The organism is uncultured Brachyspira sp., from assembly GCF_944393015.1.
Classification (GTDB): domain Bacteria; phylum Spirochaetota; class Brachyspiria; order Brachyspirales; family Brachyspiraceae; genus Brachyspira.
Map to the genome: position 1 here is coordinate 59,242 of NZ_CALXYQ010000001.1, position 16,783 is coordinate 76,024.

Below are 16,783 nucleotides of genomic sequence, written 5' to 3' on the forward strand. Positions count from 1 at the left end.
ATTAAATATACTTAACATCTAATTTTACTTTATATTTAACTTTTTCTCCGGCTTTTAATGATATATTCTTACAGCATACTACAGTAGAATTTTGATAATTCATTTCAAGTTTATCAACAGCATCGGATATAGTGAAGTTAGGCATATATAAGAACACTGTTTCTTCGCTTGCTTCCATTAATACATTTATTTTTATATATGATTCATCGGCCATACCGAAAACTGTTCCTTTGTATTCTCCGCAGTCAGACAAATTATTAGAAACTTTTTCATTGCCTCCTATATAGTATCTGTCTGGTTCCTGTCCTGCAAGCAATGTTATATTATTTTCTAAAGCATATACAAATTCTATATCTTCATTAGATTTATTTTCTATAATAGATTCAACAGAAAATTTTCCGTCATTGTTTACAATATATCTTTTTACCAAATGTATATCTTTACCATTAACCTTTGAAGTCTTTTCAAAAGATACAGTAGCATAATCTTTATTGATAAGATTTTCCAAAACATTATAATGAAGATTATAAAAATCTGCATTTTCTTCATACTTTAATAATTGGAATTCTTCAGCAGTAGGCATTTTATTTAAGAAGTGGTCAACTCCGAATACTTTTTCATTTTTATCGAATACCAAATATTTAGCAATCTTTTCATCAACTTTTTTTGCTATTTCATGTATTGATACATGCTCATCATTATTTTGATCATTATTAGAATTTCTTACAGCAGCTATATGATAAGCCTCTTCCCTTCTTCTAAGACAGTCTATTAAATTTATATGATTTCCTTTTTTCAAATCCCATTCTATTAAAGAACCGCTTAAAGTATGGAAAACTAATCCGGCATTCTCACATGAAATCATGATCTCCTCTCTGCCGTCCATATCAAAATCCAAACTATGACTTAAAAAATATTTTCTTCCATAAACTTTCTCTAAAGATATACAAGTAGCCTTAATTAAATTAGCATAGGTAGCATGTCTTAAATTATTTAAATAAAGTCCTCCGAATGTACCATGCCAATAAGGACAATTACACTGACCTTTTAATAAATAGCTTAAAGCCTCTTCTTTTTCTTTATAATTAGACTCTGTAATCTCCCCTATCATATTAGAAGTAAATATCATTCTTTTATTCATTCTATTGCTTTCAGAATACTTACTGAAATAATTTCTCCAGAAACCGCCTCTCATAAATCTGCTTACAATCTCATTATCTTCAGATTTTTTTAATTCCTCCTGTTTTGAATGGAATTCGTCCTGTACTTTAGCAGGTAAAACCCAAGTAAGCATTTCTTCATAAGAACCCGTAGGTATATAAATTCTTGATATAGGAGGATGTTTCTCCATATATTCACTGTATGTAGTAGTGATAATTGTATCTTTCTCTTTTGTAAGGGCATCAAAAAACTTTTCAAGCCATTTATCTTCATATACCCATTTTTGAGTACCAGGCCAATCTCCGTATTTTTCCCCATCATCATGAAGAACTACAACTCTGTCGCCTTCTTCAGTAGCTATTGATTTTAAATATTCAATAGACTTTTCAACATCTCTGAACGGTATTAAATAACGAAGTTCCTGAGATATTGGGAATATATTTAATTTATAATTCTCATTATCAGTTATAAAATAACCAAACATATTTTTAGTGTCTATTCCTGTAGTTAAAAACTGAGAATCATCAAGCATTATATATTTGATGCCATTCATAGCTAAATTCTTAACTAATGTAGGCTCCCAAACTCTCTCAGCAATCCAAGCACCTTGAGGAGTAATATTAAAATTCTTTTCTATATATTCATTTAATTTTTTAATCTGTATATCTTTATCTTTATCCGGTATTGAAGGCATTATAGGTTCATAAAAACCACCGCTTTGCATTTCTATTCTCTTTTCTTCTGCAAGTTTTTTCAAAGCCTGAATATGTTCTGGGTGATTCTTTTCAAGCCATTCTAATAAACAGCCTGTATAGTGAAAATTAAATTTTATGTCTTTATACTTTTCTAATATATCTAAAAAAGGCTTATAAGCATTTTTATATGTATTTTCAAATACAAAGTCAAAATTGCCAACCGGCTGATGATTATGGTTACCCAATATTAAATTAATAGTCTTCATGATAATGCCCTGTTTTATTGAAATTTATTACTTATAATTTCGTAATAATAGAAAAATTAATTAACATAATTCTATAATAAATAAGTCTTTTTGTAAAGCATCTTTTTTACAGTATTACTTCAAACAGTATTGACTTTTTACTTTTTTTATTTATCATATTCGATTATCAAAAAAACTCATTTTTTAAAAATGATGTATTTTTGATAAAATCTTATTTAAGGACTTTTTAATTATGTGCAGTATTGTTGGATATATAGGCTATAATAATAAGGCATCAGATATATTAATGCATGGACTATCTTCATTAGAATACAGAGGATATGATTCTGCTGGTATATCTATAGCAGATTCTAATAATAACATTATTACTTTCAAAGCCGAAGGAAAACTTGAAAATCTAAAAAACATATTAAAAAATGAAAAAAACATAGAGTCAAATATAGGTATAGGACATACAAGATGGGCTACTCATGGTGCTCCTTCAGATATTAATGCTCATCCTCATTTTACTGAAAGGCTTACATTGGTACATAATGGAATTATAGAAAACTATAAAGATATAAAAAATGATTTAATAAAAAAAGGATATAAATTCTTATCAGAAACGGATACTGAAGCAGCAGCTAATTTAATAGATTCATTATATGAAGGCGATCCTTTAACTGCCATAAAAAAGGCTTTGGATATTATAGAAGGCTCTTATGCATTCGCTATCATTTTTAAAGATGATATTAATAAATTATATGCCGTTAGAAAATCTGCTCCTTTAATAGCTGCTTTAGGTGAAAATGAAAATTTCTTAGCTTCAGATATACCGGCAATATTAAAATATACAAATAAATACATTTTGATAGATGACGGAGATATAGCTATTTTAGAAAAAAATAAAATAACTATATATGATGAAAACTTAAAAGAAAAAGATTATGAAATACTTGAGGCAAATTGGACTGTAGAACAAGCTGAAAAATGCGGATATGAACATTTTATGCTTAAAGAGATTAATGAACAGCCTAAAGCTCTTCTTGATACAATAGAACCTAGAATAGTGCATGGTATTCCAGATTTTAAAAGAGACGGAATCGAAGATGAAAGTTTTTGGACATTCTTTGATAGGGTTTATATAATAGGATGCGGTACTGCTATGCATGCTGCCATGATAGGAAAAAGACTCATAGAAGATAATTGCAGAATACCCGTAGAATGCGAAATAGCTTCTGAGTTCAGATATAAAAACCCTATACTCACAGAAAAAACTCTTTCTATATTTATATCACAATCCGGAGAAACTGCTGATACTTTAGCTGCTTTAAATTTAGTTAAAGAAAAAGGATACAAAACTTTAGCTATAGTAAATGTTAATAGTTCTTCTATAGCTAGAAATGCAAATTATGTTATATATACTTATGCAGGCCCTGAAATATCTGTGGCTTCTACAAAGGCTTATTCTGTACAAATGGCTATAATGTATTTGATAACTTTTAAAATAATATCAGCAAGAAAAATCAAAGATAATGATTATATAAAAATACTTATAAAAAATCTACTTAATACAATAGATTCTGTAAATAAAGTTCTAACTATGAATAATGAAATAAAATCACTATGCTATGATTATAAAGAAGCTAACAGCATATTCTTTATAGGAAGAGATTTAGATTATTATCAGGTAATGGAAGGAGCTTTAAAGATGAAAGAGATAAGCTATATTCATTGTGAGGCTTATGCAGGAGGAGAACTCAAACATGGTGCCATATCTCTTATCACAGACAATACTCCTGTAGTGGCATTGGCTATACAAGAAAAAATACTTAGTAAAATGATAAGCAATACAAAAGAGGTAATATCAAGAGGAGCTAATGTTTTACTTTTTGTAAAGGAAGGTATTGATATAGATAAAGATTCATATAAAAAAATAGTATATCTTCCTAAAGTTGAGGATATGTTTATGCCTATAGTTTCCATTGTGGCATTACAATTATTAGCATATCATACATCTGTAATAAGAGGATGCAATGTTGATAAGCCTAGAAATTTGGCTAAAAGTGTTACAGTTGAATAAATAATACAAAAATTAAAAATCTTGTATTTTATTAAATATTTATTTTAGCTTATTTATTTTTTCAAAATACAGGATTTTTTATTTAACTAAATAAATAATTATTATAATTGTATTTTTTTATTAATTGATTTATTATTAACATAATTATTAGAATATACTTAAACAACTATATTTTGTAAGAAATAATTTTTTTTAAATTGGAATATCTGCAAGGCTTTGCTGCGAAGCACACAAACGTGCCACCCCCCTACTTCTTTTGCGACCGAAGGAAGTGTCTGTGGTATTGCCACATGCGAAGCCTGCCTTCGGTGAAGGAATATATTTGAGCTTAAACTAATAATTTATATTACATGTAAAATAATTTTAGTATTATTTAGTACTAATTTTATACTTGCACTTTCGAGAAGCGTATCCGAGTTTATCGAGGATATAAGGTTCTTTGACGAAGTCCGCAGAGCGTATGCGGCGGGAAAAAGAACAACAAAAAATTGACAAACTTAAAAATTTTTAGTATATACCTAAACAACTATATTTTGTCAAAAATAAATTTATATTTTTGTTTTTATATCTGGGGCTTTGCCCCATACCCCACTTCTTTTGTTGCCACAAAGAAGCAAAAAGGCTATATTTGAACTTAAATGTAATAAATTATTTTACATGTAAGACAATTTTAGTATTATTTAGTACTAATTTCATACTTGCACTTTCGCGAAGCGTATCCGAGTTTATCGAGGATATAAGGTTCTTTGACGAAGTCCGCAGAGCGTATGCGGCGGGAAAAAGAACAACAAAAAATTGACAAACTTAAAAATTTTTAGTATATATTAAACTATAATTTAATTATTATTTAAGGAAAATATTTTGAGAACTATAAGACTTGATATAGAGACCAGAGAAAAAAGTTTTTTATCACCTGCAGCAGCTTTCTCAGCAGATAGTAAAGGCACAGTATATCCTAGAGAAAAAGACGATATAAGAACTATTTATATGCAGGATAGAGACAGAATAGTACATAGCGAGTATTTCAGACGCCTTAAAGATAAAGCACAAGTTATAATGCTTTCTGTAGGGGATTTCAGGACAAGACTCACCCATACACTTGAAGTTATGCAAATAGCAAGAAGTATAGCAAGAGCTTTAAGATTAAATGAAGATTTAACAGAGGCTATTGCATTTGGGCATGATTTAGGGCATTCACCATTCGGACATGCAGGAGAGAGAGCTATATCAAAATATTTCAAAGGTTTTCATCATTCTTCACATTCTTTAAGAGTAGTAGAGCATCTTGAAAAAGGCAAAGGACTAAATTTAAGTTTTGAGGTACGCGATGGTATTATAAAGCATACTAAAGGAAAAAACGGAAAACTTATTGCTGACTCATCAGGTCCTTCAACTAATGAGGGTATGATAGTAAGGATATCAGACACTATAGCTTATGCTAACCATGATGTTGATGATGCTATAAGATACGGACTTCTTAAATATGAGGATTTACCTAAAGATATAGTTAAAGTTCTTGGCACAACTTATGGAGAGAGAGCTGACACTATGATTATGGGTGTTATAGAAGCCAGTATGGAAAAGATGGAAATTGATATTGATGAAAAAGTATTAAAAGCTATAAATGATTTAAGAGCTTTCATGTTTAAGACTGTTTATGAAAGCAAAGCAATACTCGAAGATGTTGAAAGAGTAAACAGAATAATTTCAACAATATTTGAATATTTATTAAAGCATAAAGATATTATAGAAGAAGATACTTTATTCAAAAAAGCAGATATACCTTATAACAGCGATGAAGAATTAGTAAAAGATTATGTTGCACATCTTACAGATTCTGAAGCTATATCATTACATAAAAAGATTACCTATGGAAAATTTAATTATATATAAACCTAAAAATAAAGAAGAATTAAAAAAATTAACTGATGATGAAAATATAAATCTATACCATATAGATACAAGTCTTATAAAAGATATGAGTTTTTTATTCAAAGAAAGCAAAAGAAAAAATTTTGAAGGCATAGAAAATTGGAATACTTCAAATGTTCATGATATGATTGGTATGTTTAAAGATGCTCATTACTTCAATAATGATTTGAATAATTGGGATACTTCAAACCTTAAAAAAATTTCATATATGTTTTTTAATGCATCAGCTTTCAATAAATATCCTGATAAATGGAATCTTGATAATATAAAAGAAGCTTATGATGTATTTAATAATGATATTGATATAAATAAACTGCCTATTAATCTTAGAATAAATCTGTATTATGAAGATTTTGATAAAATAAAAGATATTGATATAAAAGATATATACAAAACTATTATAACTTCTAAAAACAGAAAGATTATAGCCTTTAGAACAAAATTAGAAAAAGAACATTATAATGAACTTGAAAGCCTTATAGAATACAGAGAAAAAATAGAAGCTAAAAATGAAGTAAAGTTTAATAGCATAGAAGAAGTTCAGGATTATGTTAATAATAATTATGAAGAATATTTTGATAAAAATTTAAAATTTATTAAAGATGAATATGATATTCTCTCAAGGGATAAAACTAAAAAGATTGATATAAAAATAATTAAATTCATTTACGGAAATTATTTGAAAGTTAAAGACAATGTAATGAGATTAAAAATCATAGATAATATCATAGATTTAATAGATATAGAAAGTTTCAGGAGTGCTGCCTATAAAATATTTGAAAATTACAGAAGTAAAATCGCTTCAAGAATAATAGTAGGCATATATGGAAAAGGAAATATCATAAAAGATTATGCTAAAAGTATTCAGGGAAAAGAATTTTATCCGCGTTCATATTATATTTATATTTTAGCTTTAAATGACGGAAAATACGCTTTAAGTTTAATAGATGAAATGGCTAGAAAATCAAAGATTGAAAGCGTAAGAAATGCTTCTAATTCTGCACTAGATGTTATAGCCGATAGAATGAAAATAAATAGAGATGAGTTAAGCGGTTTACTAATTCCAGATTTTTCATTAGATAAAAACGGAGAGAGAATAATAAATATAGAAGAGAAAAAATATAAAATATCCGTAAATTCAAATATGTCTGTTGATATATACGATATAACAGAAAAAGAAAAAATATTAAAAACTATTCCAAAAACTTTTTCATCTGAGTTAAAATCAGAAATAAACTTCATGAAAAAAGAAATAAAGAATATTGTAAAAAGAGAAAGAGAAAAAATATTAATGCTTCTAATGAACGGAAGAAAATTGAGTTATGATTTTTGGAAAAAGATTTATATTGATAATTCATTTTTGAGTCAGTATTCTGTAAATTTATTTTGGAACTTATACGATGAAAACGAAAATTTTATAAATATTTTCAGATATTTAGGAGATGGAAGTTTCATTGATATAAATGATAATTACATAACATTAAATGAAAATAATTTAATAAGTTTAGCCTCCCCTACTGAAATAAATAAAGATTCAATAATAAAGTGTATCAATCAATTATCTGATTACGAGATAGCACAGCCTATTAAACAGATTCAAATAATAGATGATTTAGAAGATGAGTTCAATAGATATAATAACATAACAGCAACAGTATCAAATATAAAAAATTTCGCTTCTCAATTTGCATTTAAAGAAATTTCTGAATATTATGAAGAAGTTAATGGTTATGAATACTTAGATAATTACAGCGGCTTATCATTATATATAGAATCTCCTTTTAATAGAAATTCAAATTATAATGATGAAATTGATATAAAAATATCTATTCAGGGCAAAAACGAGAATAATAAACATTTATTTGGAAGATTTATGTACGGAAGCATTTTAATTTTAGAAAATTTGATTAAATAATTAAAAGCAATAAAGGAGTATAAAATGTCTAACGAGATACCTAAATTTAAATATGTTGATGATAATATTGTTAAAATTTTTTTTGTAAAGGAAGATAATAAAGTATTATGTAAATGCTGTGAAAAAGAAACAGATTTGGTTTATTATACTATTCCGCATTGTGAAGACAATATAAAACCGTTATGCCCTGAATGCATAGCAAATGGAAAGGAAGCTGAAAAATTTAATTGTGATTTTATTGATGAGCCTTTTGATAGTGACAATATCATAGAAAATAGAGATGAAAAAATTGAGGAACTTACAAAAAGAACACCAGAATATTCAGCTTGGCAGCAGCCGTATTATCCAAACCATTGCGATGATTTTTGTAAATTTATTTCTTATGTTGGCTATAAAGAATTAAAAGAAAGAAATTTATTAGATAAAATAATTATATCCTCTGATAATGATGAAGATTCGGTAAGAGAATATATTGAAGATTTGGAAATAGAAGTAAATTTCCAAGGATATTTATTTGAATGTTTGAAATGCGGACAATTAATTTTGCATACAGACTGTGATTGATTTGATATTTTCTGTATATACCTAAACAACTATATTTTATCAAAAATTATTTTCTTATTTTTATTATTAGTAGGACTAGCCTCCCACTTATTTTGCGACCGAAGGAAGTACTGCGACTGAAAGGAGTACCTGACGAAGTCCACTGTAAGTGTAGGTATGGTATTGCCACAGGCGAAGCCCGCCTCACGAAGTGTGCCTACGGCAGGCGAGAAGCTATATCCTCGACAGGCTCGGATACGCTTCGCGAAGGGCTATATTTGACGAAGTCAACCTTTAGGTGTGCTTAAATTAATAATCTATCTTACATGTAAGACGATTTTAGTATGATTTAGTACTAATTTTATACCTTGCACTTTCGCCGCAGGCGTACTTCGTATGGTTCTTTGAGGAAGTCCGCAGAGCGTATGCGGCGGGAAAAAGTTGAATAAAAAATTGACAAAGTTAAAAATTTTCAGTATATACTGAAAATTTTTAACTTTGTCAACTGATGCACTTTATATAAATTTTATCTACTTTTTTGCCGCACAAAAAAGTAGCAAAAAACGCAATTGCTAGAACTTTATATTTTAAGAATATGTATTAAATATAGTGTAATACTCTAGTTTTAGGTCAAAAATGCAGTTGTTTTGGTTCTCGCCGAAGGCGGGCTGTGCGTTATATCAATAAAAGAACTGGGGTATGGGACAAAGTCCCATATTTAATTTTATTTTTGACAAAATATAGTTATTTAGGTATATACTTAATAAATAAGCGATCCGGAGCAGATAACAGCTTTAACTTGCCTCTATTGTTAGTAGAGGCAAACATAATAATAAAAAAATATTCAATAAATCTATTGTATAAAAATGCAATTAATTATAATATTGACAGGTTAAAAATAAAAATAAAGTTGGTTATAATAATATATGATGAATAATATTTATATGAATGATAAGCCTAGAGAAGAATGCGGAGTTTTTGGTATTTATTCTAAAGAAATAAAGAAAGATATATTAAAAACATTAAATTATGCACTTTATTCCTTACAGCATAGGGGACAGGAAAGTGCCGGTATTACAGTATCAAATTACAAACATTTATTTACTTATAAATCTATGGGGCTTGTATCAGATTTATTTTCTAGTAATATACCTAAGGATACAGAAGGTAATATTGCTATAGGACATGTAAGATATTCCACTACAGGTGCTAGTAAAATAGAAAATGCTCAGCCGCTTGAAAACCTTTTCAGATTGGGGCAAATTGCTATAGCTCATAACGGCAACTTGACTAATGCTGAAGAATTAAGATATGAACTTGAAGAAGGAGGAGCAACATTCAATGCTACTTCAGATACAGAGGTTATTATTAAACTTATAGCTAGAAAAACTGTTAATAACTTCATAGAAGGCATTAAAGAATGTGTTAATATTATAAAAGGAGCTTTTGCTTTAGTTATAGTTGTTGATGGAAAACTTATAGGGGTAAGAGACCCTTATGGAATAAGACCATTATGTTTGGGTACAAATGCTAATGGCGATTATTTCTTAGCTTCCGAGTCTTGTGCTTTAGATGCTGTAGGTTCTAAATTCATAAGAGATATAGAAGCAGGAGAAATGGTTATAATAGATGAAGAAGGTGTAAAATCTTTCAAATATTCTAAAGATCAGGTTAAACATTATCCTTGTGCTTTTGAACATATATATTTTGCACGCCCTGAAAGTAATATAGACGGTATTAACGTTTATAATGTAAGATTCCAAACAGGTGTATTGCTTGCCAAAAAAAATAAAATAGATGCTGATATAGTTATAGGTGTTCAGGACTCTGGTACAATAGCAGCATTAGGATTTGCTAAAGAAAGCGGTATTCCATATAGTATAGGTTTAGTAAAAAACAGATATATAGGGAGAACTTTCATCATGCCTGAACAATCATCTAGAGAAGAAACAGTTAAATTAAAATTCAACCCTTTAAGACATTTAATAGATGGAAAAAGAGTTATATTAATAGACGATTCATTGGTTAGAGGAACTACAAGCAGAATATTAATAGATATTGTTAGAAAAGCAGGTGCTAAAGAGGTGCATTTCAGATCGGCCTCCCCTGTTATAAAGAGTCCTTGCTACTATGGAGTTGATATATCTTCTAAAAAAGAACTTATAGGAGCTAAACTCTCTGTAGAAGAGATCCGAAAGGAAATTAATGCTGATACTTTAGAATATCTCACTATAGAAGATATGCTTGAAGCTTTACAAAATCAGAATTACTGTATAGGCTGTTTTACAGGAGAATATCCTACTGAAATACCAAACAGACCTGCAGCTGAAAAGACTTGCTGACATAATAAAAATATTTATGTAGTAATTGACTTTTTTATCAATAAATTTATTATATAATTATGAAAATATATAATAAAGCTGAGGTTAGAAATTATTATGAAAGAAGTTTCTTATAAAATTTGTATGAATGAGGAAGAGTTAGTAAATGCTCTTATGTCAGACGATGATGTTATTTACATAGAGCATAAACTTGGCAATAAAGTTTCTAACATAAAAAATACAGGTAAAATTGCATGGGGCGTTCTTATAGGAGGCGTATTAGTTGCTGCTACTGCTATAGTATCATCAAAAAAATTCGGAAAAGATAAGGCATTAATAGCTTCTTCAATAGCAACAGTTCCATCTGCAGGTATAGCTATTATATATATAGGACTTCCATCTACTATATCATTAATACAAATAATTATTCAGGCATATAAAAAAAATGATGGTATTAATGGTGCTAAAGATCTAGTATTTAAATTAAGAAATAACTATTATATAGCTGAAAAAGACAGAGAAAAACTTACACTTAAAAAAACCGCTGATGAAAAAGTTAAAGAAGTAAAAATAACAGAAATAAAAGAACCAGAAAAGAAATAAAATTAATCAAATAATAATTAAAAAGACTTTGCTGAATATTGAAATCAAGCAAAGTCTTTTTTATATGTACTATAAACTAATTATAGATTATTAAGTCTATTTAAAACCTCTATATAAGCCTCTTCAATAGAACCTAAATCTCTTCTGAATCTGTCTTTATCTAATTTTTTACCAGTTTCTTTATCCCAGAATCTGCAAGTATCAGGAGTAATCTCATCAGCCAAAAGTATTTCACCTTTTGCATTTTTACCGAATTCAATTTTGAAGTCAACTAAAGTAATGCCTATTTTATCCAAAGCATCTTTTAATAGATTATTAACTTTTGAAGTTACTTCATAAATATATTTTAATTCATCATAAGTAGCCAATTTCAAAGCAACAGCATGATGATCATTAATTAAAGGATCGCCGTATTCATCATTTTTATAACAAATTTCAAATATAGTATTAGGAGGAACTGTACCCTCTTCTATTCCAAGTCTTTTAGCCATAGAACCCGCTATTAAATTTCTAACAATCACTTCTAATGGGAAGATTTTAACTTTATGACAAATCTGTTCTCTTTCATTTAACTTTTCTATGAAGTGAGTTTTTACTCCGTTTTTTTCAAGCATTTTAAAAAGCAAAGTTGTTATTTCATTATTCATAACGCCTTTATCTTTTATAGAACCTTTTTTCTCGCCATTAAAAGCAGTAGCATCATCTTTATAATACACAATTATTTCATCAGGATTATCTGTAGCATAAATCTTTTTAGCTTTTCCCTCGTACATCATTTCTTTTTTTTCTTTAGACATATATTAACTCCTATTATAGTTAAACTTTTTAAATATATTCTCTATATTATATAATATTTTTTAAAATAATTAAATATCAAACTCTATAGGCTTTTCATTATCAGCAATAAAATCTTCCTTCATTTTTCTTCTGAATTCTATCAATTTGTTTTTTATATCACTATATTTTAAAGCAAGCATTTCCACAGCAAGCATACCGGCATTATAAGAATTATTAATACCAACAGTAGCAACAGTTATAGGCTTAGGCATTTGAACTATAGAAAGTAAAGCGTCCATTCCGTCAAGATTGCTAGCACTAATAGGAACGCCAATAACAGGAAGTATAGTTTTTGAAGCTATTACACCCGGTAAATGTGCAGCAAGTCCTGCCCCTGCTATTATCACTTCATAATTATTTTCTTCTATATGTTTAATGGTTTTTTCAAGATGTTCAGGCACTCTATGAGCTGAAAGAACAAATGCTTTATACTCGATTCCAAATTCTTTTAAACAAGAAGCAGCACCCTTCATTTTATCAGTATCAGATCTGCTTCCAAATATTATAGCAACTTTCATGTTTTCTCCTTATTTTTTTATTGATTAATTATAAATATAATATCAGAATATGTTGTATATTTTTTATTTTTATAAATAAAATCAATTCTTAATTTATCTAAATTATTAGTATTAAAATTATTTATATATTTTTTAATTGGTTTTTCTAATAATTCTATATTTCTTTTTAATTTCCATGAATTATATATATCATTAACATCAATTACTATAATAAATATTCTATTTTCACAACCAAATCTCATATCTCCTTGATTTTCATATAAATATTTTATTAATGGCTTGTAATTAGTTATTGTATCATTTATTATTTTTATTTGTTCATTTTTGAAATTTAATAATTCTAATTTAGCTTCTTTATTTTTTATTAACTTTAATCTTTCTAAAATTTTATATTGTAAATTTTTATCATCATTATTATCATATGATATATTAAATTTTTTTGCTATATTTTTTAAAGTACTGATTTCTGATTTCAAATTACTATCTTTTCTTATTTTCTCCATATAACCTTTTGGAAAAATAGTAACTTTTAAATCAAAAGGAATATTTTTTATAAAGAAATCTACATTTTTTATATTTCCAATAGCAGGTACAACAAAATTTTGCTTTTTAAAAATATTTTCAATAAGTACAGATGACCAATAATTATACCAACTGCTAACTATATAACCTAATACAGAATTTTGAATATCTTTTCCTATATTATTGGTAATAATATTATATGGTATTATATCTTTAGTTTTTACATATTTAGTTACAAAATACTTATCTAAAGAATTACTATAATCACCACCCCATTCAAAAAATTTCATTTTATATAATTCTTTTTCTATATTTTTTATATCTATTAAATTATCATTAAATTTATAAATACAATATTTATCAATCATATCTATTGATTTAATAACATCTGAAGATAAAATACCATATAATTCCTCAAAATTATCTTCAAGCTTAGTTGTCTGTAATATAATTCCATTTATAATTAAAAAATCTTTTATTATATCTTTTCTTAAAATAGATTTTATTTTAAGCCATAAAATACCATATTCATTTAATGAGAATAATAAAAGATCATTATTTGAGTATTTTAATTTTAATTCATTAAAAGTCACCATATATTATTTATCCATAATAAAAAATTTAATATTATTTAGAACTTGCAACTATTAATATCTCATGACTTCCTGCTACACTACCCTTACCACCAACTCCATTCCTATATTTATTATAATATACATCTACATTTTTTTTATACTTACTAATCATATCAACTATAGTATTTTCATCTGGATAACTTCTATCATTATAACTAAATAACCAATAAGGTATGTCTTTTGAAAATTCGAATAATAAATTTAATGATTCTATAACATTATTTTTTTTATCAAAACCTGTATACTTTTTTGGTTCGTATCTTTTAGTGGAATTAATAAATTCTTTATCTTTCCAATACTCTGTATAAGTCTCCAAAACATGATAAAAACTTTGGTAATCAGCATGACTATTACAATATGGTGGATCAAAATACACTAAATCTATATCATCTAAATTTGGGAGTAATTCTAATATATCACAATTATAACTTATATTATCTTTTTTATTATCAAATACTGATGCATTATAATCTTTTAATAAATCAATAAATATGTCTTTTATGGGTCTTATCAAGCTTCTATTCCTTTTTATTCTATCTGGATTAGAAGCATAATTTAAAGCTTGAGCATGACAAAAATGTCCCATTGTCACTTTTCTGGTCATACTTCTATTCATTATTGATAAAGCTAAAGATTTTTTATATCTATTCTCCAATCTATCAATATTAGACCTAAATGAATCTAAAAATAAAGTTTCATTAATATCAAAAAAAACATTTGTGTATACATTTTGAAATAAATTAAAAAAAGTTTCATTAGAATTTTTATCAAATAAAATGTCTAAATCTATATCTGTCAATATATTATTTTTATTTTCTATTAATGAAATCCCTATCTGGTGATTAAAATTTAAAAAATCATTAGTTATTACTTTATACCCCAATTGTTTAAATCTAAAAGATACAGATTGAGATCCAGAAAAAGCATCTAATACATTATTTATATTATTAGGTAAAAAGCTAGATATCCAATCTATAAATTTATATTTAGCACCTAGATATTGTGGTTGTGGAAATGTATAATCTAAATATGTTGTTTCATTAAATAAATTGACCATAATTTAGTATAATTTATTAATTATTATTTTGCAAGTATCATAAACAGTAATATAATAAATCACAAATATAGAACACAAATTATTTTTTTATAATATGATCCATAGACTTAGTATCTTTACTTCCGCATTTTGGACATTTAGGACCGCGACCAAATAAATTAAAAATAGAAGGTTTCTTCCTAGAACTAAACATTTTACCGCAAGAATTACATTTATATAAAAAAGGCGGGCTGAATGGCAACATAAAAAACTCCTAAATTAATTTTTATATAATAATATTATAGTATATATGCATGACAGTTTTTGACATAATATTAAAAAAATTGGAAATTATATAAAAATAAATAAAATTTAAATATGGATTACTTATTCAAAATAACCCATATTTAATATTAATTATAATAAAGACTCTATAAATTGTCTTGCTACCCTAGGGCTTCTTCCGGCACTTCTTATAGCATAACTTTCAGCCTGCTTTATAAGTTCTTCTTTATCCATTTCTATATTATTAATTTCAGCATAGGAATGTACAATATATATAAATAAATCTTTATCCGGTCTTTGGAATGTTATTATTATACCGAATCTGTTAGTTAAGCTCATTATCTGCTGAATAGTATCTTCTATATGAATATCATCTCCTGTTCTGTCTTGGAAATTTTCTTTTATTAAATGCCTGTAATTTGAAGTAACATAAACTACAACATTTGAAGGGAAAGAATTAACTCCGCCTTCAAGTATGGCTTTTAAATATGAGAAAGTATCATCATTTGAAGAGAATGTTAAATCATCTATAAATATTATAAATTTAAGAGGACTAAAACTTAAATCTTCTATTATATCAGTTATAAATGATAATTGACTTTTTTTAACCTCTATAAGTCTTAATCCATCATCTTTAAACATATTAGCTATTGCTTTTATAGTACTGCTTTTTCCTGTTCCGGCATCTCCGTAAAGAAGTATATTATTTGCTTTCTTTCCTTCAAGCAGACTTTTAGTATTGGCAATAACCTTGCTTCTCTCTCTTTCATAACCGTATAAATGTTTAATATCCTGCATATCCTGATGTTTTGCCGGTATAATATTCTTTTTATCATCTAGAGTAAACATATTATTTTCATAAAATATTCCATGACCTTTTCTAGGCATTTCTTCTATATGTTTTTTATATAATTCATAAAAGCTTATTTCATCACAATCTAATTTTGATATTTGACTTGAATATTCTTCTGAAAATAATGTATTAAAATCGAATGAAGATAAAAATTCAAAAAAATTTAATTCATTTTTTAATGACTCTTCTAAATTATAATCTAAATTATCTTTCTTTATGTACTTGTTTATATAAATATTATCATCTTTAAATATATAAGATAATAAATAATCAGCTATATTATTATTATATTTAAAAAGTTCATATAAAAAATCTGAATAATAATCTATCAATTTTATTTCATTGTTTTTATTGTCATCATCATAAGCTTCTAAAAATTTAATTAGCTTTTTTATCACTTTATTTTTAAGTATATCCCTAAATATTACTATACTAGAAAATCCTATTCTCATTTTTACTATTTTATCATTCATAATATTTTCCATATTTTAATTTCCAATTATTGTAAATTTATTAAAAAAATATTCAAGTATTTTTATTTTTTTTATATTAATGTAATATTTTATTCATTTATATGCTATAATTATTGCATTACAGTT

The 16,783-nt window shown here is 26.7% G+C and carries 13 protein-coding genes; 6 read left to right on the plus strand and 7 right to left on the minus strand.

All coding sequences use genetic code 11. The features are described from left to right. Position 1: 1 nt before the first annotated feature. Positions 2–2,122, minus strand: a complete 2,121-nt coding sequence (locus Q0K19_RS00255; protein WP_297244499.1) for an alpha-amylase/4-alpha-glucanotransferase domain-containing protein — start codon at positions 2,120–2,122, stop codon at positions 2–4. 232 nt (positions 2,123–2,354) lie between these two features. On the opposite strand from Q0K19_RS00255, the gene glmS reads away from it, so the two are divergent. The 6 genes from glmS to Q0K19_RS00285 all read left to right on the plus strand — a co-directional run bounded on the left by glmS (position 2,355) and on the right by Q0K19_RS00285 (position 11,498). Continuing rightward, complete coding sequence (glmS, locus tag Q0K19_RS00260; protein WP_297244502.1) at positions 2,355–4,184, plus strand: glutamine--fructose-6-phosphate transaminase (isomerizing); 1,830 nt, start codon at positions 2,355–2,357, stop codon at positions 4,182–4,184. Positions 4,185–5,045: 861 nt separating this feature from the next. Next, on the plus strand, positions 5,046–6,077 hold the full coding sequence (locus Q0K19_RS00265; RefSeq protein ID WP_297244504.1) for a deoxyguanosinetriphosphate triphosphohydrolase: 1,032 nt from the start codon (positions 5,046–5,048) through the stop codon (positions 6,075–6,077). Next, entirely contained in the window at positions 6,055–8,031 is a 1,977-nt protein-coding gene (locus Q0K19_RS00270) for a BspA family leucine-rich repeat surface protein (protein ID WP_297244506.1), read from the plus strand. Before Q0K19_RS00265 ends, Q0K19_RS00270 begins: the two co-directional genes overlap by 23 nt. Before the next feature lie 24 nt (positions 8,032–8,055). After that, on the plus strand, positions 8,056–8,595 hold the full coding sequence (locus Q0K19_RS00275; protein WP_297244508.1) for a CbrC family protein: 540 nt from the start codon (positions 8,056–8,058) through the stop codon (positions 8,593–8,595). 908 nt (positions 8,596–9,503) lie between these two features. Next, a complete protein-coding gene (gene purF, locus Q0K19_RS00280; protein WP_335846321.1) occupies positions 9,504–10,916 on the plus strand; it encodes an amidophosphoribosyltransferase in 1,413 nt (470 codons plus the stop codon). A 96-nt stretch (positions 10,917–11,012) separates the two neighbouring features. Further along, the gene (locus Q0K19_RS00285; RefSeq protein WP_297244513.1) at positions 11,013–11,498 is read left to right on the plus strand and encodes a hypothetical protein; all 486 of its coding nucleotides are present in this window, start codon (positions 11,013–11,015) and stop codon (positions 11,496–11,498) included. A gap of 80 nt (positions 11,499–11,578) precedes the next feature. Here the strand turns inward: Q0K19_RS00285 and purC are convergent, their stop codons facing one another. The 6 genes from purC to Q0K19_RS00315 form a co-directional block, all read right to left on the minus strand. Beyond that, positions 11,579–12,295 carry a phosphoribosylaminoimidazolesuccinocarboxamide synthase gene (gene purC, locus Q0K19_RS00290; RefSeq protein WP_297244516.1) on the minus strand — a complete coding sequence of 239 codons (717 nt, stop codon included), beginning with the start codon at positions 12,293–12,295 and terminating at the stop codon, positions 11,579–11,581. Between the two features lie 69 nt (positions 12,296–12,364). Further along, positions 12,365–12,853, minus strand: coding sequence for a 5-(carboxyamino)imidazole ribonucleotide mutase (purE, locus tag Q0K19_RS00295; RefSeq protein ID WP_297244519.1), 489 nt, complete (start codon positions 12,851–12,853; stop codon positions 12,365–12,367). Between the two features lie 17 nt (positions 12,854–12,870). Then, entirely contained in the window at positions 12,871–13,971 is a 1,101-nt protein-coding gene (locus Q0K19_RS00300) for a hypothetical protein (RefSeq protein ID WP_297244521.1), read from the minus strand. A 31-nt stretch (positions 13,972–14,002) separates the two neighbouring features. Further along, the gene (locus Q0K19_RS00305) at positions 14,003–15,067 is read right to left on the minus strand and encodes a DNA adenine methylase (RefSeq protein WP_297244524.1); all 1,065 of its coding nucleotides are present in this window, start codon (positions 15,065–15,067) and stop codon (positions 14,003–14,005) included. 79 nt (positions 15,068–15,146) lie between these two features. Beyond that, positions 15,147–15,311: a zinc ribbon domain-containing protein gene (locus Q0K19_RS00310; protein ID WP_297244526.1), complete on the minus strand. Its 165-nt coding sequence runs from the start codon at positions 15,309–15,311 to the stop codon at positions 15,147–15,149. A 152-nt stretch (positions 15,312–15,463) separates the two neighbouring features. Next, positions 15,464–16,669 (minus strand): DUF815 domain-containing protein, encoded by a 1,206-nt coding sequence (locus tag Q0K19_RS00315; RefSeq protein ID WP_297244530.1) that lies wholly within the window; start codon positions 16,667–16,669, stop codon positions 15,464–15,466. Positions 16,670–16,783: the final 114 nt, after the last annotated feature.